The following is a 19,933-nucleotide window of genomic DNA, read 5'->3' as shown; positions in this document are numbered from 1 at the left end:
AGCACCTCCGCATGACCACCGACGCGCCCTGGCTGATCGCCGGACTGGGCAACCCCGGCCCCTGGTTCCGACTGACCCGGCACAACGCGGGCTTCCTGACCGTGGACCGGCTGGCCGAGCGGCACGGCGCGCGGTTCCGCCGACGCGGGATCGGCGCCGTGGTCGCCGAGATCGAGGTGGACGGCCGGCAGGTGCTGCTGGCCAAGCCGCTGTGGTGGTCCATCAACCTGTCCGGCCGCCCGGTCGCCGCCCTGCTGCGCCGGTACGGGGTGCCGGTCGAGCGCCTGGTGGTCGTCCAGGACGACCTGGACTTCGCGTACGGCACCGGCAAGTTGAAGCGCGGCGGCGGCCCCGGCGGGCACAACGGGGTGCGGTCGGTGGGCGAGGTGCTCGGCACCCGGGACTTCGTCCGGCTGCGCTTCGGCATCGGGCGCCCGCCGAAGGGGCAGAAGGTCGGCGACTTCGTGCTGAAGAAGTTCTCGGACGAGGAACTGGCCGCGCTGCCGGTGGTGTCGGACCGCTGCGCGGATGCCCTGGAGACGCTGGTGCGGCTCGGCCTGAACCGGGCCCAGGACACCCTCAACGTCAGCGCGTAGCCGCCGGACGGGCCCGGGCGGTGGCGGGCCGGGTCAGTGCGACGGCGGCCACCGCGACCGCCACGAGGGCGACCAGCACCGTCCGCCCACCGGACGCCGCGCCCGCCAGGTGGACGCCCAGGACGGACAGCGCCATGCCGAGCGCGGTGCCCAGGCTGCGCGCCATGTTCACCATGCCGCCGCCGACGGCCGAGCACCGCGCCGGGATCGCCCGCATCACCAGGGCGTTGTTGGCGGGCAGCAGCAGGCCCAGCCCGTACCCGGTGACCAGCAGGGGGGCCGCCACGGCGGCGGCCGAGACCGGCAGCACCGCGAACAGCAGCAGTCCGGCGGCGGCCAGGCCCGCGCCGAAGCGGCACCGGGTGACGTCCGACCAGCCCCGGGGCAGCAGGCCGCCGCCGACCGTCGCGGCCACGGCGAAGGCGGCGGGCAGCAGGGTGACCACGAGGCCGGCGGCGGCCGTCGACACACCCGCGCCGGTGAGCAGCACCGGGCCCAGCACGAGCGGGCAGAACAGCAGCAGGTAACCGATCAGCGCGACCACCAGCCCGGACCGCACGCCGGGGGTGTTGACCAGCCCGGGGGCCAGGATCGGCCGGGCCGCCCGCCGCTCCTGGCGCACCAGCGCCACCGCGAGGACGGCGGCGGTCAGCAGCAGGGCGGCGACGGCCCAGCCGGGCAGCGGCAGGCCGGAGGCGGTGGACAGGGCGAGCAGCAGCGCGGTGGTCGCGCCGGTGAGCAGCAGCATGCCGGGCAGGTCGAAGCGGGGCTCGCGCGGCCCCCGGCGACGCTGTGTCGGGCCGGGCGTCGAAACCGGCGTGGGGACGGACGTCGAAACCGGCGTGGGGACGGACGTGGGGACGGACGTCGAAACCGGCGTGGGGACGGGCGCCGGGGCGGGCGTCGGCGCGCAGGCCCGGGTGCGGGGCAGCAGGTACCAGCCGGCCACGATGCCGAACACGGCGATCGGCACGTTCACCCAGAACACCCACTGCCAGGAGGCGTGCTCCACCAGCAGCCCGCCCAGACTGGGCCCGAGCGCCAACCCGAGCCCCTGGGCCGCGGCCTGGATGCCGAGCGCGCGCCGCATCGCGTGCTCCGGGACGCCGCGGGCGACCAGGGCGACGCTGTTGGCCTGCATCATCGCGGCGCCGACGGCCTGCACGGCACGGCAGCCGACCAGGATCCACAGGCTCTCGGCGAACCCGGCGCCGAGCGAGGACAGGCCGAAGACGGCGAAGCCTCCGATGTACATCGTCTTGCGGCCCACCAGGTCGGACAGCCAGCCGATCGGCGCCAGCAGGGCGACCAGGACGAGCAGGTAGGCGAGGGCGACCCACTCGACGGCAGCGAAGCCCGCGCCGAAGTGGCGCCCGAGGGCGGGGAAGACCAGGGCGATGACGCTGGCGTCGAGCTGGCCGAGGAAGGCCCCGAGACAGACCGTGCCGACGGCCAGCCAGTGGGCGTGGCGCCAGCCGGCTACGCCGCGGGGCCGGGGCCGCTCGGTGAGCAGGCGCGCGGCGAGAGCGGTGGCGTTCATGCCACAAATATATCGGACGCAGACATGTTCTCTCCACGAGTTGCTCGTGCTGCGATACGAAAGGTCTCGCAGTGCGTCCACCCCGCGTCCGAGGGACGGACAGCGCCGCCGGAACGCCCCGTACCAGGGGATACGCTGTCCGCCATGCCGTCGTCACCACACGTTCCCGACTCCGCCACCGAAAGCCCCGACCCGGCGGTCGAGCACGCCCGGCGGCTGACCGACACCGTCACCCGGCTGCGCCGCGCACTGCGCAGCAGCATCCGCACCGACTACCCGTGGGAGTCCCTGCCGATGGCGCAGGTCGAACTCCTCCAGACCCTCGCCGCCGCCCCGCTGCGGGTCGGCGAACTCGCCGCCCGCCAGCGGCTCGCCCCCAACACCGTCAGCGGACTGGTCGGCAAACTCCTGGAAGCCGGGTTCGTCGACCGCCAGGCCGACCCCGGCGACCGGCGCACCGCCCGGATCGCGCTCACCCCGGCCGGACGCCGCCAGCTGGACGACTGGCAGCACGCCCACGAACGCCGGATCGCCACCGCCCTCGGCACCCTCGACCCGGCCGACCGCGAGGCCGTCGTCCACGCGCTGCCCGCGCTCGAACAGCTCGCCCGCGCCCTGGCACAGCCGGGCGCCCTCGCCGAGGGGACCTCGGCCGGCTGAAACGGGTGGCCGCCCGGATGCGGCGGCCACTAGCGTCCCCGGCATGACCGACACCGAGCAGCAGAGCGGCAGCCAGGCACAGGCCGAGCGCGAGACACAGATCGGCTGCGAGGCAGGGGCCGGCATCGAGGTACGGACCGGCATCGAGGTGCGGATCGGCATCCAGGTGCGGATCGAGTCCTGGACGGACGCCGACCTCGCGCTGCTGCGCCGGGTGAACACCCAGGAGATGAAGAAGCACGTCGGCGGGCCGGAGACGGAGGAGCAGCTGCTCGTCCGGCACGGGCGCTACCTCGACTTCGTCCCGTCCGGCCTGGGCTGCATGTACCGGATCGTGCTGCTGCCCGACGGGGAGGCGGTCGGAACGGTCGGCTACGGCACCCGCACCTGGGCGGGCGAGACCGTGCACGAGATGGGGTGGAACGTACTGCCCGGGCACCAGGGGAAGGGCATCGCGGTGGCCGCCACCCGGGCCGCCGTCGCGGCCGCCCGGCGCGAGGCCGCGCACCGCTTCCTGCACGCCTTCCCCTCGGTGGACAACCCCGCCTCCAACGCGGTGTGCGCGAAGGCCGGGTTCACGCTGCTCGGCGAGACGGAGTTCGAGTTCCCGCCCGGGCGGTTCATGCGCAGCAACAACTGGCGGGTGGACCTGCGGGCCTGAGGATCTCGGGGGTCAGAACAGGGTGCCGCTCTCCAGCTCCAGCAGCCAGCGCTTGCGGTCCACGCCCGCCGCGAAGCCGGTGAGCGAGCCGTTGGCGCCGAGCACCCGGTGGCAGGGGCGCACGATCAGCAGCGGGTTGGCGCCCACCGCGCCGCCGACCGCCCGGACCATCCGCGGCGACTCACCGGCCAGCTCGGCGAGTCGGCCGTAGGTGACGGTCGTGCCGTACGGGACCTCGTCCAGCGCGGCCCAGACCCGGCGGCGGAACTCAGTTCCCTGGGGGGCGAGCGGCAGGTCGAAGGTGGTGCGCTCGCCGCTGAAGTAGGCGGTCAGCTGGGCGACCGGTTCGGCGAGGGCCTCGGGATCGAACTCCCAGCCGTCGGCGGGCTCGGCCAGCGCGTACTTCTGTCCGGGGACGGTGACGGTGGCCAGGGCCGCCGCGCCGCCGTCCGCGGGCAGCACGCCGCTGAGCAGCAGGCGGCCGAAGGGGCTCTCCATGGTGGTGTAGACGGTGGTGCTCATGCCGGGTCGTTCTCCGTTCCGGTGCTGGTGCTGGTGCTGATGGTGCCGGCGCTGGTCGCGGTGCCGGATCCGGCGCTGGTTCCGGTGCCCGTGGCAGGGCTCGGCGCCGTGTTCGCGGGGCCGGCCCACAGCCGGTGGACGGCGTAGGAACGCCACGGGGCCCAGGCCTCGGCGGCGAGGGCCGCGGCCTTCGGGTCCCCGGGGGTGCCGAGCCGGATCAGGCCGTGCTTGACGCCGATGTCGCTCGGGAGGAAGACGTCGGGGTCTGCGAGGGCGCGCATCCGCAGGTAGCCGACCGTCCACGGGCCGATGCCGGGCAGGGCCAGCAGCTGGGCGGCGGCCTCCTCCCGGTCCACCCCACCGTCCAGCCGCACCACGCCCTCGGCCAGCGCTGCGCACAGGCCGGTGAGCGCGCGGCGGCGGGCCGCGGGCATCGCGAAGTCCTCGGGATCGGCGGTGGCCAGGGCAGCCGCCGAGGGGAAGAGCAGCCGCAGACCGCCGTTCGGCTCGGGCAGCGCGGTGCCGTACTTCTCGGCGAGGCGGCCCGCCAGGGTACGGGCGGCGCCGACGGTGATCTGCTGGCCGAGCACGGCGCGGACGGCGAGCTCGTGCGGCTCCACGTGGCCGGGCGAGCGCAGGCCGGGGCGCTCGCGGACCAGCGGGCCGAGCACCGGGTCGGTGCCGAGCTGCTCGTCGACGGCGTCGGGGTCGGCGTCCAGGTCGAAGAGCACGCGCAGGCGCTGGACGGCGGTCGGCAGGTCGCGCAGGTCGGCGAGCAGCAGACGGCAGTCGAGCCAGCCGCGGGTGCGCGGGTCCTCCGGGGCGAGGCCGTCGACCTCGGCGATGCCGTGCCCGTACGGGAGCGCGAGGGTGCGCCGGTAGGTACGCACGCCGGGGCGCGCACCGGGCACGACCTCCTCGACGCCGGGGACGGCGCGCAGTTCGAGGAAGTCGATCAGGTGGTCGCTGTCGATCGCGCCGCGGTAGGCCAGGCGCAGGGTGAGGCCGCCGGCCGGGGTCGCGGTGCGACGGCCCGCCACGACCTCGGCGCGCAGGCCGCTGGGCGTACGGTCGTAGACCTCGCGGATGGTGTCGTTGAACTGGCGGACGGAGGCGAAGCCGGCCGCGAACGCGATGTCGGTGACCGGCAGCTCGGTGGTCTGCAGGAGCAACCGGGCGGTCTGGGCGCGGCGGGCGCGGGCCAGCGCGATCGGGCCGGCGCCGAGCTCGGCGATCAGCTGGCGCTGCAGCTGCCGGGCGCTGTAACCGAGCCGGCCGGCCAGGCCCGCGACGCCCTCGCGGTCCACCACGCCGTCGCCGATCAGGCGCATCGCGCGGCCGACCAGGTCGGTGCGGTGGTTCCACTCCGGGGAACCGGGCACGGAGTCCGGGCGGCAGCGGCGGCAGGCCCGGAAGCCGGCGCCCTGGGCGGCCGCGGCGCTGGGGTAGAAACGGCAGTTCGCGCGCTTGGGGGTCACGGCGGGGCAGCTCGGTCGGCAGTAGATGCCGGTGGAGGTGACGGCCGTGAAGAAGACCCCGTCGAAGCGGGAGTCTCGGCTGTCCACGGCTCGGTACCGGATGTCGTCGTCGATCACGTTGTCCAGTCTGCGGCACCGGGCGGGGGGCGACTGGCGGGAATCGGACATCACCGTTTGGGGCCCGGCGCTCGTTTGCCCGTCGCCGCTCCGGAACTGCCGGAGCGGCGACGGAACCGCTGGGGGGAGTTACCTTCTCCACTGCCTGGGCCCCTCCCCTCCTCCGCCCACCCGTTAGCACCCGCGCGCACCACCACCGCCACCACCGCTCGCGCACACCACCTCCGCGCCCACCGCGCGCACCCACCGGGTACATCCACCACGCTTGCCGCGCCCACGCGCCCGAGGCCCGCCCTGCATTGGCCCCGTCCTGCTCTGGCCGGCCGCCGGCGGCCGGCCAGAGCAGGTGGCCCCGCCACTACGGGTGGCCAACCCAAGTGATCATGATCAGCGCGGCTGTTCAGCCCCCGGGCCAGGAGCACAACTGCTCAACGCTTCACCGGACCTCCCGCCGCACGCATCGACTTGGTGATCGCCTTCCACTTGTTCAACCGAGCCTTGGCCACCCGGGCATCCGAACGGGAGGCGATCCACTCGTTCTCGCGCTGGAGCTTGAGGTAGCTGTCCATCCGGCGCTGTGGCAGGGTGCCGTCGCCCAGCGCCGCCCGTACCGCGCAGCCGGGCTCGGTGTGGTGGTTGCAGTCGTGGAAGCGGCACTCCTCGGCCAGCTCGGCTATGTCCGCGAAGGCCAGGTCCACCCCCTCGCCACCATAGAGGCCGACCTCACGCAGCCCTGGGGTGTCGATCAGCACGCCACCGCCGGGCAGCGATATCAGTTCGCGGGTGGTCGTGGTGTGGCGGCCCTTCTGGTCGACCTCACGGGCCTGCTGGACGGTCATCACATCCGCTCCGACCAGCGCGTTGGTCAGGGTGGACTTGCCCACGCCGGACTGGCCGATCAGCACCGCGGTGCCGGGGGCGCAGGCGCGGAGCACATCGATGCCCTCGCCGGTCTCGGCGCTGACCACCAGCACGGTGACGCCGGGGGCGACGGCTTCGACGTCGGCCCGGATGAAGTCGGCGTCGTCCACCAGGTCGGCCTTGGTGAGGACGACCAGGGGTTCGGCGCCGGACTCCCACGCCAGGGCGAGGAAGCGCTCGATCCGCCCGAGGTCGGGATCGGCCGCGAGCGAGGCGGCGATCAGGACGGTGTCGACGTTGGCCGCCAGTACCTGACCGTCGGAGCGCTTGCCGGCCACCTTGCGGATGATCGCGGTGGAGCGCGGCAGCAGCGCGGTGACGGCGGCCATCGGCTGGGCGTGCGGGTCGACGGCGGCCCAGTCGCCCGTGCACGGGCAGTTGATCATGTCGGCGTCGCCCACCCGCCGCGTGTCGAGGCGGACGGTGCGCAGCTCGCCCGTCTCCGGGTCGGCGAGGACGGCGTCGCACTGGCCGCGGTCGACCCGGACGATCCGGGCCGGGAGCAGCCCGGCTTCGGCGAGCGGGGCGAAGAGCTCGGCGAGCTCCGGCGTCCAGCCGTAGCCGACCAGCGGGGAACTCCCGGTGGAGCTCTCGGCGGAGCTCTCGGTGAAGCTGTCGCCGGAGAAGGAGATGGAAGAAGAGAACGACGAAGCGGAGGCAGCGTTGAACAACGCAGTGGCCCTTCGGGAGGAGATGGTCCCGGCGGGCTACGGCTGGCGAGGAAGGCTCAGCCGGCGGCCGGGAAAAGGAGGTGAACGCGCGTGCTGCCCAGGGCAGCTATCGGGGCGACAACGACCACGGGGGTTCACCTCCTGCTCTCTACTCCTCGGGCGGCCCAATGGCCCCCGAACCTGACGTGTCACACGCTAGCGGGGCGCGCGACGACGGCCAACCTATTTTTGACCTGCGGAAACGCGGTCGGAGCGGTCGGCCTACCCGCCGTAGCGGTGCTTGAGGTTCGGGTCGTCCAGCCACCAGGGCCGCATGCCCGTCTCCTCCTCCTCCGGCAGCCCCGCCGCCCGGGCCTGCGCCGCCTGCGCCTCGAAGCGGGCGTCCAGTTCGGCGTCCACGGCCTTGATCTCCTCGCGCCCCTGCACCACCATCCGCCGCACCAGCGCGGCCAGGAACGGCAGCCCGACGAGGTCGCCCAGCACCCAGACGGCGTTGCCGCCCCAGGTCTGGTCCTGGGCGAGGCTCGGCCCCCAGGGCCGCCCGAGCGCGACGTAGTAGTGCTCGGCGACGAGGTGCCCGCCGTAGATCAGCACGATCCCCAGTCCGGCGTCGAAGATCACCTCGGCGAAGGTGATGAACAGCCCGACCAGGTGCGGGTACTCGTGCCCGACCGGGTCGATCTGCAGTCGCGGCCAGAAGTAGGCGAGGCCCAGCAGCACCAGTGCCAGGTGGAGGACGACGTTCCCGACCCCGCTGGAGAGCGACCACTCGTACCAGGGCGTGAAGTAGAGGAGCCACGGCGGCGCCATCAGCAGCGCCGTGGAGACCGCCGGGAACATCAGCACCTTGGACGGCCGGCTCCCCAGCACCCGCAGGATCCGCTCCCGCCGCTGCTCCGGCGAGGACTCGACCAGCAGCGAGACGGGCGCCCCGAGCGCGAGGAGCAGCGGGACGACCATGAGCAGCAGCACGACCTGCACGGCCCGGTCGGTGAAGAGGATGCGCTCGTAGACCCCGAGGCCGGAGCAGGTGCACCAGATCCACAGGAGCAGCCCGCCGAGGAACGCCGCGGTGCGGGTGGGCTGCCAGCGTGCGCCGTCGCCGCGGTGGACGGTGCGCACCGCGGTCAGGTACCAGCCGCCGAGCAGCACCGACAGGACGAGCACGAGCGGTTCGAGGGTCCAGGAGGTGGCCAGGTCGGACCACTGCCACGCGGGCGGCCCGCTGTAGGCGAGCGCGTGGGCCGCGCCAGCGTCCCCGAGCACCGGGACGAGGCCACCGTGGCCGAGCGCCTGGACGGCACCACCGTGGCCGAGCGCCTGGGCCGCGAGATCCACCGCGCCGTTCATCCGTCCGCCCACCTCGTCCGCACCGCCACCCGGGGTCGCCGGGGAGGCGCCGGGAGTCGCCGGGCAGGGGCCTCGACGCCCGGCCATGATGGCGCTCCCCACCCCGCCCGCCACACCCGGGGCTCACCTCTATACCCGGGCCTGAACAAAGCTTTACCAAAGCCCAACAAAGCTTTGCCGAGGCAAAGTTCTGCCCTTGCCCGGTCCGGAGGCGCAACCGGCGCGGGGCCGCGTTCGTCTGGCAGGATGCACCGTCGGCGCGATACCGGCCACGTGGGTGACAACAAGGGGACGACAAGAGGTGCAAAGCACTGCACGCGGCGAGGGCCGCCGGCTGGCCGCGCGCCACCGCAACATCGAGCTTGGCCTGCTGGCGCTCGCGGTGGCCGTCTGTCTGGCCGGACACATCGACGCCTCGCTGGCGCTGACCGGCAAGATGCCGTCCGGGCTGCTGGTCCACGGCCTGTCCCTGGGAGCGCTGGTCGCGGTGGCGCACCTGGCGGTGCGCCGGTTCGCGCCCTACGCGGACCCGCTGATCCTGCCGCTGGGCGTCTTCCTGACCGGCTTCGGGCTGATGCTGCTGGACCGGCTGGACTTCAGCTACAAGGCCGCGCACCCCGGCAAGGGCGACTACCAGAAGCTCCCGGCCGCGCCCTCCCAGATGATGTGGGTGTTCATCTCGGTGGCGGCGGCGATCGCACTGATCGTCTTCGTCAAGCACCACCGCTTCTTCCAGCGGTACGTCTACGTGATGATGGCGGGCGCACTGGTGCTGCTGACCGCGCCGGTGTTCTCGCCCACCGACAGCTTCGGCGCCAAGCGGTGGATCAAGCTCCCGGGCCTGCCCTCCTTCGAGCCGGACGAGTTCGTGAAGGTCGCGATCACGATCTTCTTCGCGGGCTACCTGATGGCCAACCGGGACGCCCTGGCGCTGGCCGGGCGGAAGGTCTGGGGGATGACCCTGCCGCGCGGCCGGCACGCCGGTCCGGTGCTGGCGATCTGGGCGGTCAGCCTGCTGGTGCTGATCTTCGAACGCGACCTCGGCACCTCGCTGATCTTCTTCGGCCTCTTCATCGTGATGCTGTACGTGGCGACCGAGCGCACCAGCTGGGTGGTGCTCGGCGTGCTGATGGCGGTCGGCGGCGCGACGGTGGTCGGCACCCTTGAACCGCACGTGCACGGCCGTGTCGAGGCCTGGCTGCACCCGCTCGACTACTACAAGCCGGTGCACGACCCGGCGATCTCCGAACAGCCCGCCGAGGCGCTGTTCAGCCTGGGCACCGGGCACCTGACCGGGACGGGCCTGGGCTCGGGCCGGCCATGGCTGATCGGCTTCGCCGGGCGCAGCGACTTCATCTTCACCACCATCGGCGAGGAGCTCGGCCTGGCCGGGGTGACCGCCGTCCTGCTGGTGTACGTGCTGCTGATCCAGCGCGGCCTGCGCACCGCGATCGGCCTGACCGACCCGTTCGGCAAGCTGCTGGCCGCCGGGCTGTCGGCGGCGCTCGCGCTGCAGATCTTCGTGGTGGTCGGCGGCGTGAGCGGACTGGTCCCGCTGACCGGGAAGGCGCTGCCGTTCCTGGCGGCCGGCGGGTCCTCGCTGCTGGCGAACTGGCTGATGGTCGCGCTGCTGATCAAGCTGAGCGACTCCTCCGGACGCACCGCCCTGGACCCGGTCCAGCCCACCCCCGAGCCGCTCCCCGCGCAGGCCGGCCCGGGCGAGCGCGCGGGGGCCTCCGACCCGGCCCCGCCGACTCCGGGCCCCGACCGGAACCAGGACCGGAACCAGAACCCCGGCCCGAGCGCGGGCTCGAACCAGGGTCAGGACCCGAGTCCCGCCCCGGGCCGGACCCTGGGCGGCGCGGGCCAGCCCCTGGCCCCCGGTTCCGACCCCACGGCGCAGACCACCGTCGGCCGCGGACTCGCGGACCCGGGCGCCGCCACCGAGCTGCGCCCCGCCTTCGGCCACGCCCCCGCCACGCCGCAGCACCCCACCGGGCCCCAGCCGTCCGCCCCGCAGGCCTCTTACGGCTACCCGCCGGTCAACGAGCAGCCCACCCACGGCTACGGCCTGCCGCCGCAGTCCCCCTTCCCACCGAACCCGTCGGCCTGAGCCCCCGGACCCGCGAGAACCCCCCGAGGGCCGCGGCCCCGGCCGCTCGAACGCACAGGGCCTCCCCCGCGCCCGCGAGGGAGGCCCTGCCCGTACCCGTGGACGGAGAACCCGCTACCGCTGCTCCCACGGTGGCCGCGGCGGCCCGGACGGATAGCCCGGCCCCGACCCCGGCCGCTCCGGCCCGTGTGCCTGACCCGGTCCCGATCCCGGCCGCTCCGGTACCTGCCCCGGCCCCGACCCCGGCCGCTCCGGCCCGTGCCCCGGCCCCGGCTGCCCCGGCCCCGGCTGCCCCGCCCCCGGCCGCTCCGGCGGCGGACCGACCGGCCGGTCGCTGTCCGGTGGCGGCGGGGCGGGCCGGTGGTGCGGTCCGGGCCGGGCGGTGAGGCGGCCGCGCAGGTTGTCCGCGGCCAGCACGTCGGCCCACCGCTCGGGGTACTCGGCGGGCGCGTCGACGTCGTCCGCCTCCTCCTCGCCCCACTCCTCCTCGACGCCCTCGGCCAGGCCCAGTTCGCGGGCGCGCCGGGCCCGTTCGACGGCCCGTCGGGCGGCGACCTCGCGGACCACGGCGGCGGCCGCCTCCTCGTGGGCACGCTCGTTCTCGGCGCGGGCGTCGGCGGTCTCCAGGGTGGGCCAGCGGCGGTCTATCGCGGCGTTCATGGCGGCGCCGATGAGCACCGCGAGGGCCACCACGAAGATCCACAGCAGCACGGCCACCGGCGCCGCCAGCGAGGCGTACAACGAGGGGCCCTCGATCGAGCTGACCAGGTAGATCCGCAGGCCGACGCTGCAGAAGACCAGCACCACCAGGGCGACCAGCGCGCCGGGGATGTCCTCGCGCCAGGGCGTGGAGACCGGTACGGCCAGGTGGTAGAGGGTGGTGAGGGAGACGATCAGCAGCAGGATCGCGACCGGCCAGTAGGCGGCGCTGACCACCCCGGCGAGACCTGACACGGCGTTCTCGACCAGTCCGGGCCCGGCCATCATCAGCGGCAGCACCAGGGAGCCGATGACGAGGGCGCCGAGGTAGAGGCCCAGCGACATCAGCCGGGTCTTGACGATGCCCCGCTTGCCGTCCAGCCCGTACATCACGGTGATGGTGTCGATGAAGATGTAGAGCGCCCGGGATCCGGACCACAGCGAGAACAGGAAGCCGATCGAGATCAGGTCCGGCCGGACGTGGTCGAAGACCTGGCTGAGCAGCGGTTTGACGACCTCGTTGACGGAGGACTCCGAGAGCACCGTCCCGGAGGCCGAGACGATGTCGTGCTTGAGCCGGTCGATGGTGCCGGCGCCGAGGAACTCGTCGAGGTAGCCGAGGGTGGCGGCCAGGCCGAGCAGCAGCGGCGGGATCGACAGCAGGGTGAAGAAGGCCGCCTCCGCGGCGAGGCCGGTGACCCGGTACTCGACGCAGGTGTTGGTGGTGTCCTTGACCAGGTCCCATGCCGTACGGCGCCAGGTGGCCCGTTTGGCCGCGCGCCTGGAGCCCTTGCCCCGCCGCCGGGACGGCCGCTCGGGGGTCGGTCTGCTCGTATCGCCTGCTGCTTGCACAGCGCTAACGGTATCGGGCCGGGGCGATGCGGTTGATCTCCCCCGGGGGTACGGGCTCGTGCGCCACGCCCGTACGCGGTCCTTCGGGACGCCCGGCGGGGAGCGGCGGGAACCGTCATCTGTCCCACAGTTCGAAACCCTGGAGTCCAGTATTCGGATGTTAGTGGACCTCGAGTCCCGCGCCGTGCGAATCTCTTGCCATGCCTAGCGCCGGAACCACCCTGGTAGGTCGACTCCACGTCGATCTCCTTCGCGTGTCCAGCGCCATCTGTCCGGTGACCTGAGCCCCCACCCCGCCGCACCACCGCACCCGGCGCCGATCCAACGCCCATCCCCGCACCAGCGGATGCGCAGGCGCCCGCCCGGCCCGGTCACTGCTCTCCCGGCCCTGAGAAACCCGCAGGTCACAGCAGCACCGCACGGCCGAGCACGCTCCGCGACCCACCCGGCGTCAGCGCCACCTGCCCCGAAGGACTTCAGCATGGCCACCTCTCCCGAGACCGCAGAGCCCACGGCCGACCGCACCGCCGCGCGCCGCCCCGCCGCGGCTCGCAAGGTGACCCGCCACCGCGGCGAGGGCCAGTGGGGCATGGGGCACTTCACCCCCCTGAACGCCAACGAGCAGGTGAAGAAGGACGACGACGGTCTCAATGTGCGGACACGCATTGAGACGATCTACGCGCACCGGGGCTTCGACTCGATCGACCCCGCCGACCTGCGCGGCCGGATGCGCTGGTGGGGGCTCTACACCCAGCGCAAGGAGGGCATCGACGGCGGCAAGACCGCGATCCTGGACCCGCACGAGCTGGACGCCGAGTACTTCATGATGCGCGTGCGCATCGACGGCGGCCGGCTGACGGTCCCCCAGCTGCGGGCCGTGGCCGAGGTCTCCGAGCAGTACGCCCGGGGCACCGCCGACCTGACCGACCGGCAGAACATCCAGTACCACTGGATCCGGATCGAGGACGTCCCGGCGATCTGGCAGAAGCTGGAGGCCGTCGACCTGTCCACCACCGAGGCCTGCGGCGACACCCCGCGCGCCATCCTCGGCTCCCCGGTGGCCGGCGTCGCCCGGGACGAGATCATCGACGGCACCCCGGCGATCGAGGAGATCCAGCGCCGCTTCATCGGCAACCCCGAGTTCTCCAACCTGCCGCGCAAGTTCAAGGCCGCGATCTCCGGCTCCCCGCTGCTGGACGTCGCCCACGAGATCAACGACGTCTCCTTCGTCGGCGTCGTCCACCCCGAGCACGGCCCCGGCTTCGACCTGTGGGTCGGCGGCGGCCTGTCCACCAACCCCAAGCTGGGCGTGCGGCTGGGTGCCTGGGTCCCGCTGGAGCAGGTGCCGGACGTCTTCGGCGGTGTGATCGGCATCTTCCGCGACTACGGCTACCGGCGCCTGCGCAACCGCGCCCGGCTGAAGTTCCTGGTCTCCGACTGGGGCGTGGAGAAGTTCCGTCAGGTGCTGGAGGACGAGTACCTGAAGGCCCCCCTGGTCGACGGCCCCGCGCCCGCCGAGCCCGTCGCCCGCTGGCGCGACCACGTCGGCGTCCACCAGCAGCAGGACGGCCGCTACTACATCGGCTTCGCCCCGCGCGTCGGCCGGGTCGACGGCAAGCTGCTCGGCCGGATCGCCGACCTCGCCGCCGCCCACGGCAGCGACCGGGTGCGCACCACCACCGAGCAGAAGATGCTGATCCTCGACGTCGCCGAGGAGCACGTCGAGTCGGTGGTGGCCGGCCTGGAGGAGCTCGACCTGCGGGTCACCCCATCGCCGTTCCGCCGCGGCACCATGGCCTGCACCGGCATCGAGTACTGCAAGCTCGCCATCGTCGAGACCAAGGAGCGCGGCCGCTCCCTGATCGACGAACTGGAGCAGCGCCTCCCGGACTTCGCCGAGCCGCTGACCATCAACATCAACGGCTGCCCGAACGCCTGCGCCCGCATCCAGGTCGCCGACATCGGCCTCAAGGGACAGCTCGTCACCGACGAGCACGGCAACCAGGTCGAGGGCTACCAGGTGCACCTGGGCGGCGCGCTCGGTCTGGAGGCGGGCTTCGGCCGCAAGGTCCGCGGCCTCAAGGTCACCAGCGCCGGCCTGCCCGACTACGTCGAGCGCCTGCTGACCCGCTACCAGGCCGAGCGGACCGAGGGCGAGCGCTTCGCCCAGTGGACGGCCCGGGCCACCGAGGAGCAGCTGTCGTGACCGAGCGAGCCGCACCGTTCTTCTGCCCCTACTGCGGGGACGAGGACCTGCGCCCGTCCGAGGCCGGCCACGGCGCCTGGGAGTGCCACGGGTGCCGCCGCGCCTTCCAGCTGAAGTTCCTCGGCCTGCTGTCACCGACCAACGGGGGTACGTCCCATGAGCAGCACCGCGACTGACCACGAGGAGATCGCCGTCCGGGCCGGCCGCGAGCTGGAGGAGGCCACGGCGCAGGAGGTCCTGCGCTGGGCCGCCGACACCTTCGGCAAGCGGTTCTGCGTGACCTCCTCCATGGAGGACGCGGTGGTCGCCCACCTCGCCGCCTCGGTGTTCCCCGGTGTCGACGTGGTCTTCCTGGACACCGGCTACCACTTCGCGGAGACCATCGGCACCCGGGACGCGGTGGCCGCGACCATGCCGGTCAACGTCATCACGCTCACCCCGCTGAAGACCGTCGCCGAGCAGGACGCCGAGTACGGGCCGAACCTGCACGACCGCGACCCGGACCTGTGCTGCTCGCTGCGCAAGGTCGAGCCGCTCAGCCGCGGCCTCGGCGGCTACGACGCCTGGGCCACCGGGCTGCGCCGCGACGAGTCCCCGACCCGGGCGAACACCCCGGTGGTCGCGTGGGACCCGAAGCGCCGCAAGGTCAAGATCGCCCCGATCGCCCGGTGGACGCAGGAGGACGTGGACGCCTACGTCGCCGCCAACGGCGTGCTGCTCAACCCGCTGCTGTGGGAGGGCTACACCTCGATCGGCTGCTCGCCGCTGTCCTGCACCCGCAAGCCGGGCGAGGGCGAGGACGCCCGGGCCGGGCGCTGGTCCGGCTCCGGCAAGACCGAGTGCGGCATCCACCTCTAACCGACTCTCCCTAAGGAAAGAACCGTGACAGCTGACACCCTGGTCGCCGATGGAGCCGCAGAGGCGGCCCCCGCGGCCGCCCCCTGCGAGCGCGGCGCCACCGTGTGGCTGACCGGCCTGCCGAGCGCGGGCAAGACCACCCTGGCCTTCGCACTGGCCGAGCGGCTGCGCGCCGAGGGCCACAAGGTTGAGGTCCTGGACGGCGACGAGATCCGCGAGTTCCTCTCCAGGGGCCTCGGCTTCTCCCGCGAGGACCGGCACACCAACGTCACCCGGATCGGCTTCGTCGCCGAGAAGCTCGCCGCCAACGGCGTCAAGGTGCTCGCCCCGGTGATCGCCCCGTTCGCCGACTCCCGCACCGCCGTGCGCGAGCGGCACGCGGCGGCGGGCACCGAGTTCCTGGAGATCCACGTCGCCACCCCGGTCGAGCTGTGCGCCGAACGGGACGTCAAGGGCCTGTACGCCAAGCAGGCGGCCGGCGAGATCTCCGGCCTGACCGGGGTCGACGACCCGTACGAGGCCCCGGAGAACCCGGAGCTGCGGATCCAGACGCAGGGCCGCGAGGTGGCCGACTCCGCCGCCGAGCTGCACGCCTTCCTGACCGAGAGGGGCCTGGCATGACCACCGCGACCGACGGTCCGGTCCGCACCGACGCCCGGGGTGAGAATTCGGGGGGCCCGTTCGCGCTGTCCCACCTGGACGCGCTGGAGGCCGAGTCGGTGCACATCTTCCGCGAGGTCGCGGGGGAGTTCGAGCGCCCGGTGATCCTGTTCTCCGGCGGCAAGGACTCCATCCTGATGCTGCACCTGGCGCTCAAGGCCTTCGCGCCCGCCGCCATCCCCTTCTCGCTGCTGCACGTCGACACCGGGCACAACTTCCCCGAGGTCCTCGCCTACCGCGACCGCGTCGTGGCCGAGCACAACCTGCGCCTGCACGTCGCCCACGTCCAGGACTTCATCGACGACGGCCGGCTGCGCGAGCGCCCGGACGGCACCCGCAACCCGCTCCAGACCGTCCCGCTGCTCGACGCCATCGAGAGGGGCCGCTTCGACGCGGTGTTCGGCGGCGGCCGCCGGGACGAGGAGAAGGCCCGCGCCAAGGAGCGCGTCTTCTCCCTGCGCGACGAGTTCGGCGCCTGGGACCCGCGCCGCCAGCGCCCCGAGCTGTGGTCGCTGTACAACGGCCGGCACGCGGTCGGCGAGCACGTGCGGGTCTTCCCGCTGTCCAACTGGACCGAGCTGGACGTCTGGCAGTACATCGAGCGCGAGGGCATCGAACTGCCGGAGATCTACTACGCGCACGAGCGGGACGTCTTCTCCCGGGGCGGCATGTGGCTGACCGCCGGCGAGTGGGGCGGCCCCAAGGACAGCGAGCCGGTCGAGCGGCGGCTGGTCCGCTACCGCACCGTCGGCGACATGTCCTGCACCGGCGCCGTCGACTCCGACGCCACCACCATCGAGGCCGTGATCGCCGAGATCGCCGCCAGCCGCCTCACCGAGCGCGGCGCGACCCGCGCCGACGACAAGCTCTCCGAGGCCGCGATGGAAGACCGCAAGCGCGAGGGGTACTTCTAACCATGACCAGCACCACCCGGGAAGCCACCGCCACGTCGCTGCTGCGCTTCGCCACCGCCGGCTCCGTCGACGACGGCAAGTCCACCCTGGTCGGCCGGCTGCTCCACGACTCCAAGTCGGTGCTCGCCGACCAGCTGGAGGCCGTCGAGCGCGTCTCCCTGGGCCGCGGCCAGGAGGCGCCCGACCTCGCACTGCTCACCGACGGCCTGCGCGCCGAACGCGAGCAGGGCATCACCATCGACGTCGCCTACCGCTACTTCGCCACCCCCCGGCGGCGGTTCATCCTCGCCGACACCCCCGGGCACGTGCAGTACACCCGCAACATGGTCACCGGTGCCTCCACCGCCGAGCTCGCCGTCGTCCTGGTCGACGCCCGCAACGGCGTGGTCGAGCAGACCCGCCGACACGCGGCCGTCGCCGCGCTGCTGCGGGTGCCGCACGTCGTGCTGGCCGTCAACAAGATGGACCTGGTCGACTACGCCGAGCCCGTCTTCGCCGCCATCGCCGAGGAGTTCACCGGCTACGCCGCCTCCCTCGGCGTGGGCGACGTCCTCGCCGTCCCGATCTCGGCCCTGGCCGGGGACAACGTCGTCGAGCCGTCCGCGCACATGGACTGGTACGGCGGCCCGACCCTGCTGGAGCACCTGGAGACCGTCCCGGTCGGCAGCGACCCGAGCCGGGAGAGCGCCCGCTTCCCGGTCCAGTACGTGATCCGCCCGCAGACCGAGGAGCACCCCGACTACCGCGGCTACGCGGGCCAGCTGGCCTCCGGGGTGCTGCGGGTCGGCGACTCCGTCACCGTGCTGCCCTCCGGCCTGACCACCACCGTCGCCGGGATCGACGCGCTCGGCCGCGAGAGCGACATCGCCTGGGCGCCGCAGTCGGTCACCGTCCGGCTCGCCGACGACGTCGACGTCTCCCGCGGCGACCTCCTCGCCGCCGGGCCGGCGCCCGTCCCCACCAAGGACATCGAGGCGACCGTCAGCCACCTCAACGAGCGGCCGCTGCGCGCCGGCGACAAGGTGCTGCTCAAGCACACCACCCGCACCGTGCGCGCGCTGGTCAAGGAGATCTCCTACCGGATCGACATCGACACGCTGGAACGGCGCTCCGGTGCCGAGGGGTTGAACGTCAACGACATCGGCCACGTGAAGCTGCGCACCGCCGAGCCGCTGGCCCTCGACGACTACACCGACAACCGCCGCACCGGTTCGTTCCTCCTGATCGACCCGGCCGACGGCACCACCCTCACCGCCGGCATGGCGGGCGAGGCCTTCGAGACCGTACGCACCAACGACGCACCCGACGCATCCGAAGGGGAGGACTGGGTCTGATGCCCAGCGAGGCGTTCTCGGGCATGGACAAGGAAGGCGGCCGCATCGGCAGCGGCGTCCTCGGCAGCGGCCAGGGCGGCCTGACCCGATGTGTGGGCCGACGGGGCTGACACGCCCCGTCACCGGGCCGCGTCCCAACCGCCGCCCGGCCTGCCCCGGCACCGACGTGCCGCGCGCACCACTTCCAACCGTCCCCCCGGGACCGCCTCCTGACGGTCCGTCCGCGAACAGGACTCACACCATGGCACCCGACCCGGCCCCCTCGCACAGCTTCCTGCGCCCCAACGCCGGACGGATCAGACGCACCGCCGCGGCCGCCCTCGCCGGCCTGACCGCCGTGGCCCTGCTGTCGGCCTGCGGCTACGGCTCCAAGGCCGCCGACAGCGGCTCCGCGGCCCCGGCCGGGGCCGCGGGCGTCAAACTGTCCTCCCCCACGGTGAAGATCGGCTACTTCGCCAACCTGACCCACGGCACCGCACTGGTCGGCCTCCAGGAGGGGACGTTCCAGAAGGAGTTGGGCGCCACCCAGATCAAGACCCAGGTCTTCAACGCGGGCCCGGCCGAGATCGAGGCGCTCAACGCCGGCTCCATCGACATCGGCTGGATCGGCCCCTCCCCCGCGATCAACGGCTACACCAAGTCCGACGGCAAGTCCCTGAAGATCATCGGTGGTTCCGCCTCCGGCGGGGTCAAGCTCGTGGTCAACCCGGAGAAGATCTCCTCGCTGGACGACCTCAGGGGCAAGAGGATCGCCACCCCGCAGCTGGGCAACACCCAGGACGTGGCCCTGCTCAACTACCTGGCGGGCAGGGGCTACAAGGTGGACGCGGCCTCCGGCGCGGGCGACGTCTCGGTGGTGCGCACCGACAACAAGGTCACCCCCGACGCCTACCGGCAGGGCTCCGTCGACGGCGCCTGGGTGCCCGAGCCCACCGCCTCCAAGCTGGTCACCCTCGGCGCGAAGGTCCTGCTCGACGAGAAGGACGTCTGGCCGGACAAGAAGTTCGTGATCACCAACCTCATCGTCTCGCAGAAGTTCCTCAAGGAGCACCCGGACGTGGTGGAGGCCGTGCTGCGCGGCTCGGTGAACACCAACGCCTTCATCAAGGCCAACCCGGACAAGGCCAAGGCCGACGCCAACGAGGCGATCAGGAAGGAGGCCGGCAACGCCCTGGAGCCGGCCGTCCTCGACCCGGCCTGGTCCGACATCGACTTCCTGGACGACCCGCTGGCCGGCACCCTCCAGGCCGAGGCCGACCACGCCGTGACCGCCGGGCTCCTCAAGAAGCCCGACCTCAACGGCATCTACGACCTCACCCTGCTGAACAAGGTCCTCGCGGCCAAGGGCCAGGCGCCCGTGACGGACGCCGGACTCGGCGCCAAGTAACTCCGCGGTCCGGCCCCGCCCGCCCGGTCGATCCCCGATCGATGCCCACCGGCGCGGGCGGGGCCCGGACCCCGGCTCCGACTCGCCAGCCCCCAGACCACATGCAGGAGGTCCCCATGAGCCCGGCACTGACCACCGAGGCCGACGCCCCCGCCCTCGACACCGAGGACGGCGCGCCCGCCGTCCGGATCTCGCACGTGCACAAGTCCTTCGGCCGCCCGGGCGCCCGGACCCACGTGCTGGACGACATCACCCTCGACGTCGCGCCCGGCGAGTTCGTCACCCTGCTCGGCGCCTCGGGCTGCGGCAAGTCCACCCTGCTCAACCTGGTCGCCGGCCTCGACGAGCCCAGCCGCGGCAGCATCGAGGTGCCCGGAGGCCGCCCCGCCCTGAT

General features: G+C 73.2%; 19 protein-coding genes. 13 read left to right on the top strand and 6 right to left on the bottom strand.

The window, feature by feature from the left end; translation table 11 throughout:
* Positions 1 to 11: 11 nt before the first annotated feature.
* Entirely contained in the window at positions 12 to 596 is a 585-nt protein-coding gene (gene pth, locus ACH4J0_RS23085) for an aminoacyl-tRNA hydrolase (protein WP_396242400.1), read from the top strand.
* On the opposite strand, the gene ACH4J0_RS23080 is transcribed toward pth, so the two are convergent.
* Complete coding sequence (locus ACH4J0_RS23080) at positions 586 to 2,136, bottom strand: MFS transporter (RefSeq protein WP_396242399.1); 1,551 nt, start codon at positions 2,134 to 2,136, stop codon at positions 586 to 588. The two genes, pth and ACH4J0_RS23080, sit on opposite strands and share 11 nt — an antisense overlap.
* A 144-nt stretch (positions 2,137 to 2,280) precedes the next feature.
* On the opposite strand from ACH4J0_RS23080, the gene ACH4J0_RS23075 reads away from it, so the two are divergent.
* Positions 2,281 to 2,796, top strand: a complete 516-nt coding sequence (locus tag ACH4J0_RS23075; RefSeq protein WP_396242398.1) for a MarR family winged helix-turn-helix transcriptional regulator — start codon at positions 2,281 to 2,283, stop codon at positions 2,794 to 2,796.
* 43 nt (positions 2,797 to 2,839) lie between these two features.
* On the top strand, positions 2,840 to 3,457 hold the full coding sequence (locus tag ACH4J0_RS23070; protein WP_396242397.1) for a GNAT family N-acetyltransferase: 618 nt from the start codon (positions 2,840 to 2,842) through the stop codon (positions 3,455 to 3,457).
* Between the two features lie 12 nt (positions 3,458 to 3,469).
* On the opposite strand, the gene ACH4J0_RS23065 is transcribed toward ACH4J0_RS23070, so the two are convergent.
* The 4 genes from ACH4J0_RS23065 to ACH4J0_RS23050 form a co-directional block, all read right to left on the bottom strand.
* A complete protein-coding gene (locus tag ACH4J0_RS23065) occupies positions 3,470 to 3,979 on the bottom strand; it encodes a methylated-DNA--[protein]-cysteine S-methyltransferase (protein WP_396242396.1) in 510 nt (169 codons plus the stop codon).
* A complete protein-coding gene (locus ACH4J0_RS23060; RefSeq protein ID WP_396242395.1) occupies positions 3,976 to 5,625 on the bottom strand; it encodes a DNA-3-methyladenine glycosylase 2 family protein in 1,650 nt (549 codons plus the stop codon). The genes ACH4J0_RS23065 and ACH4J0_RS23060 overlap by 4 nt, the downstream gene beginning before the upstream one ends.
* A gap of 377 nt (positions 5,626 to 6,002) precedes the next feature.
* On the bottom strand, positions 6,003 to 7,127 hold the full coding sequence (gene rsgA / locus ACH4J0_RS23055) for a ribosome small subunit-dependent GTPase A (RefSeq protein ID WP_396242574.1): 1,125 nt from the start codon (positions 7,125 to 7,127) through the stop codon (positions 6,003 to 6,005).
* A 300-nt stretch (positions 7,128 to 7,427) separates the two neighbouring features.
* Complete coding sequence (locus ACH4J0_RS23050) at positions 7,428 to 8,603, bottom strand: cytochrome c oxidase assembly protein (protein ID WP_396242394.1); 1,176 nt, start codon at positions 8,601 to 8,603, stop codon at positions 7,428 to 7,430.
* Between the two features lie 214 nt (positions 8,604 to 8,817).
* On the opposite strand from ACH4J0_RS23050, the gene ACH4J0_RS23045 reads away from it, so the two are divergent.
* The gene (locus ACH4J0_RS23045) at positions 8,818 to 10,629 is read left to right on the top strand and encodes an FtsW/RodA/SpoVE family cell cycle protein (RefSeq protein ID WP_396242393.1); all 1,812 of its coding nucleotides are present in this window, start codon (positions 8,818 to 8,820) and stop codon (positions 10,627 to 10,629) included.
* A 114-nt stretch (positions 10,630 to 10,743) separates the two neighbouring features.
* Here the strand turns inward: ACH4J0_RS23045 and ACH4J0_RS23040 are convergent, their stop codons facing one another.
* Complete coding sequence (locus ACH4J0_RS23040; RefSeq protein ID WP_396242392.1) at positions 10,744 to 12,180, bottom strand: YihY/virulence factor BrkB family protein; 1,437 nt, start codon at positions 12,178 to 12,180, stop codon at positions 10,744 to 10,746.
* 200 nt (positions 12,181 to 12,380) lie between these two features.
* On the opposite strand from ACH4J0_RS23040, the gene ACH4J0_RS23035 reads away from it, so the two are divergent.
* The 9 genes from ACH4J0_RS23035 to ACH4J0_RS22995 form a co-directional block, all read left to right on the top strand.
* Positions 12,381 to 12,464 (top strand): putative leader peptide, encoded by an 84-nt coding sequence (locus ACH4J0_RS23035; protein WP_310593185.1) that lies wholly within the window; start codon positions 12,381 to 12,383, stop codon positions 12,462 to 12,464.
* 197 nt (positions 12,465 to 12,661) lie between these two features.
* A complete protein-coding gene (locus tag ACH4J0_RS23030; RefSeq protein ID WP_396242391.1) occupies positions 12,662 to 14,386 on the top strand; it encodes a nitrite/sulfite reductase in 1,725 nt (574 codons plus the stop codon).
* Positions 14,383 to 14,562 (top strand): hypothetical protein, encoded by a 180-nt coding sequence (locus ACH4J0_RS23025; RefSeq protein WP_396242390.1) that lies wholly within the window; start codon positions 14,383 to 14,385, stop codon positions 14,560 to 14,562. The genes ACH4J0_RS23030 and ACH4J0_RS23025 overlap by 4 nt, the downstream gene beginning before the upstream one ends.
* Positions 14,543 to 15,244, top strand: coding sequence for a phosphoadenylyl-sulfate reductase (locus ACH4J0_RS23020; protein ID WP_396242389.1), 702 nt, complete (start codon positions 14,543 to 14,545; stop codon positions 15,242 to 15,244). The genes ACH4J0_RS23025 and ACH4J0_RS23020 overlap by 20 nt, the downstream gene beginning before the upstream one ends.
* 39 nt (positions 15,245 to 15,283) lie before the next feature.
* Entirely contained in the window at positions 15,284 to 15,865 is a 582-nt protein-coding gene (cysC, locus tag ACH4J0_RS23015; protein ID WP_396242573.1) for an adenylyl-sulfate kinase, read from the top strand.
* Entirely contained in the window at positions 15,862 to 16,818 is a 957-nt protein-coding gene (cysD, locus tag ACH4J0_RS23010; RefSeq protein WP_396242388.1) for a sulfate adenylyltransferase subunit CysD, read from the top strand. The genes cysC and cysD overlap by 4 nt, the downstream gene beginning before the upstream one ends.
* Before the next feature lie 2 nt (positions 16,819 to 16,820).
* On the top strand, positions 16,821 to 18,152 hold the full coding sequence (locus ACH4J0_RS23005) for a sulfate adenylyltransferase subunit 1 (protein ID WP_396242387.1): 1,332 nt from the start codon (positions 16,821 to 16,823) through the stop codon (positions 18,150 to 18,152).
* 241 nt (positions 18,153 to 18,393) lie between these two features.
* On the top strand, positions 18,394 to 19,539 hold the full coding sequence (locus ACH4J0_RS23000) for an aliphatic sulfonate ABC transporter substrate-binding protein (RefSeq protein WP_396242386.1): 1,146 nt from the start codon (positions 18,394 to 18,396) through the stop codon (positions 19,537 to 19,539).
* 116 nt (positions 19,540 to 19,655) lie between these two features.
* A partial coding sequence (locus tag ACH4J0_RS22995) for an ATP-binding cassette domain-containing protein (RefSeq protein WP_396242385.1) occupies positions 19,656 to 19,933 on the top strand: 278 nt, incomplete at its 3' end.

Source organism: Kitasatospora sp. NPDC017646, assembly GCF_044329365.1.
GTDB lineage: Bacteria > Actinomycetota > Actinomycetes > Streptomycetales > Streptomycetaceae > Kitasatospora.
Note: the sequence above shows the minus strand (reverse complement) of the source record. Positions and strands in the feature narration are given on the sequence as shown.

Excerpts from the sequence above, each read along its gene's own strand:
- pth (WP_396242400.1), top strand. The coding sequence starts at position 12 with ATGACCACCGACGCGCCCTGGCTGATCGCCGGACTGGGCAACCCCGGC.
- ACH4J0_RS23080 (WP_396242399.1), bottom strand. The coding sequence starts at position 2,136 with ATGAACGCCACCGCTCTCGCCGCGCGCCTGCTCACCGAGCGGCCCCGG.
- ACH4J0_RS23075 (WP_396242398.1), top strand. The coding sequence starts at position 2,281 with ATGCCGTCGTCACCACACGTTCCCGACTCCGCCACCGAAAGCCCCGAC.
- ACH4J0_RS23070 (WP_396242397.1), top strand. The coding sequence starts at position 2,840 with ATGACCGACACCGAGCAGCAGAGCGGCAGCCAGGCACAGGCCGAGCGC.
- ACH4J0_RS23065 (WP_396242396.1), bottom strand. The coding sequence starts at position 3,979 with ATGAGCACCACCGTCTACACCACCATGGAGAGCCCCTTCGGCCGCCTG.
- ACH4J0_RS23060 (WP_396242395.1), bottom strand. The coding sequence starts at position 5,625 with ATGTCCGATTCCCGCCAGTCGCCCCCCGCCCGGTGCCGCAGACTGGAC.
- ACH4J0_RS23050 (WP_396242394.1), bottom strand. The coding sequence starts at position 8,603 with ATGGCCGGGCGTCGAGGCCCCTGCCCGGCGACTCCCGGCGCCTCCCCG.
- ACH4J0_RS23035 (WP_310593185.1), top strand. The coding sequence starts at position 12,381 with ATGCCTAGCGCCGGAACCACCCTGGTAGGTCGACTCCACGTCGATCTC.
- ACH4J0_RS23030 (WP_396242391.1), top strand. The coding sequence starts at position 12,662 with ATGGCCACCTCTCCCGAGACCGCAGAGCCCACGGCCGACCGCACCGCC.
- ACH4J0_RS23020 (WP_396242389.1), top strand. The coding sequence starts at position 14,543 with ATGAGCAGCACCGCGACTGACCACGAGGAGATCGCCGTCCGGGCCGGC.
- cysD (WP_396242388.1), top strand. The coding sequence starts at position 15,862 with ATGACCACCGCGACCGACGGTCCGGTCCGCACCGACGCCCGGGGTGAG.
- ACH4J0_RS23005 (WP_396242387.1), top strand. The coding sequence starts at position 16,821 with ATGACCAGCACCACCCGGGAAGCCACCGCCACGTCGCTGCTGCGCTTC.
- ACH4J0_RS23000 (WP_396242386.1), top strand. The coding sequence starts at position 18,394 with ATGGCACCCGACCCGGCCCCCTCGCACAGCTTCCTGCGCCCCAACGCC.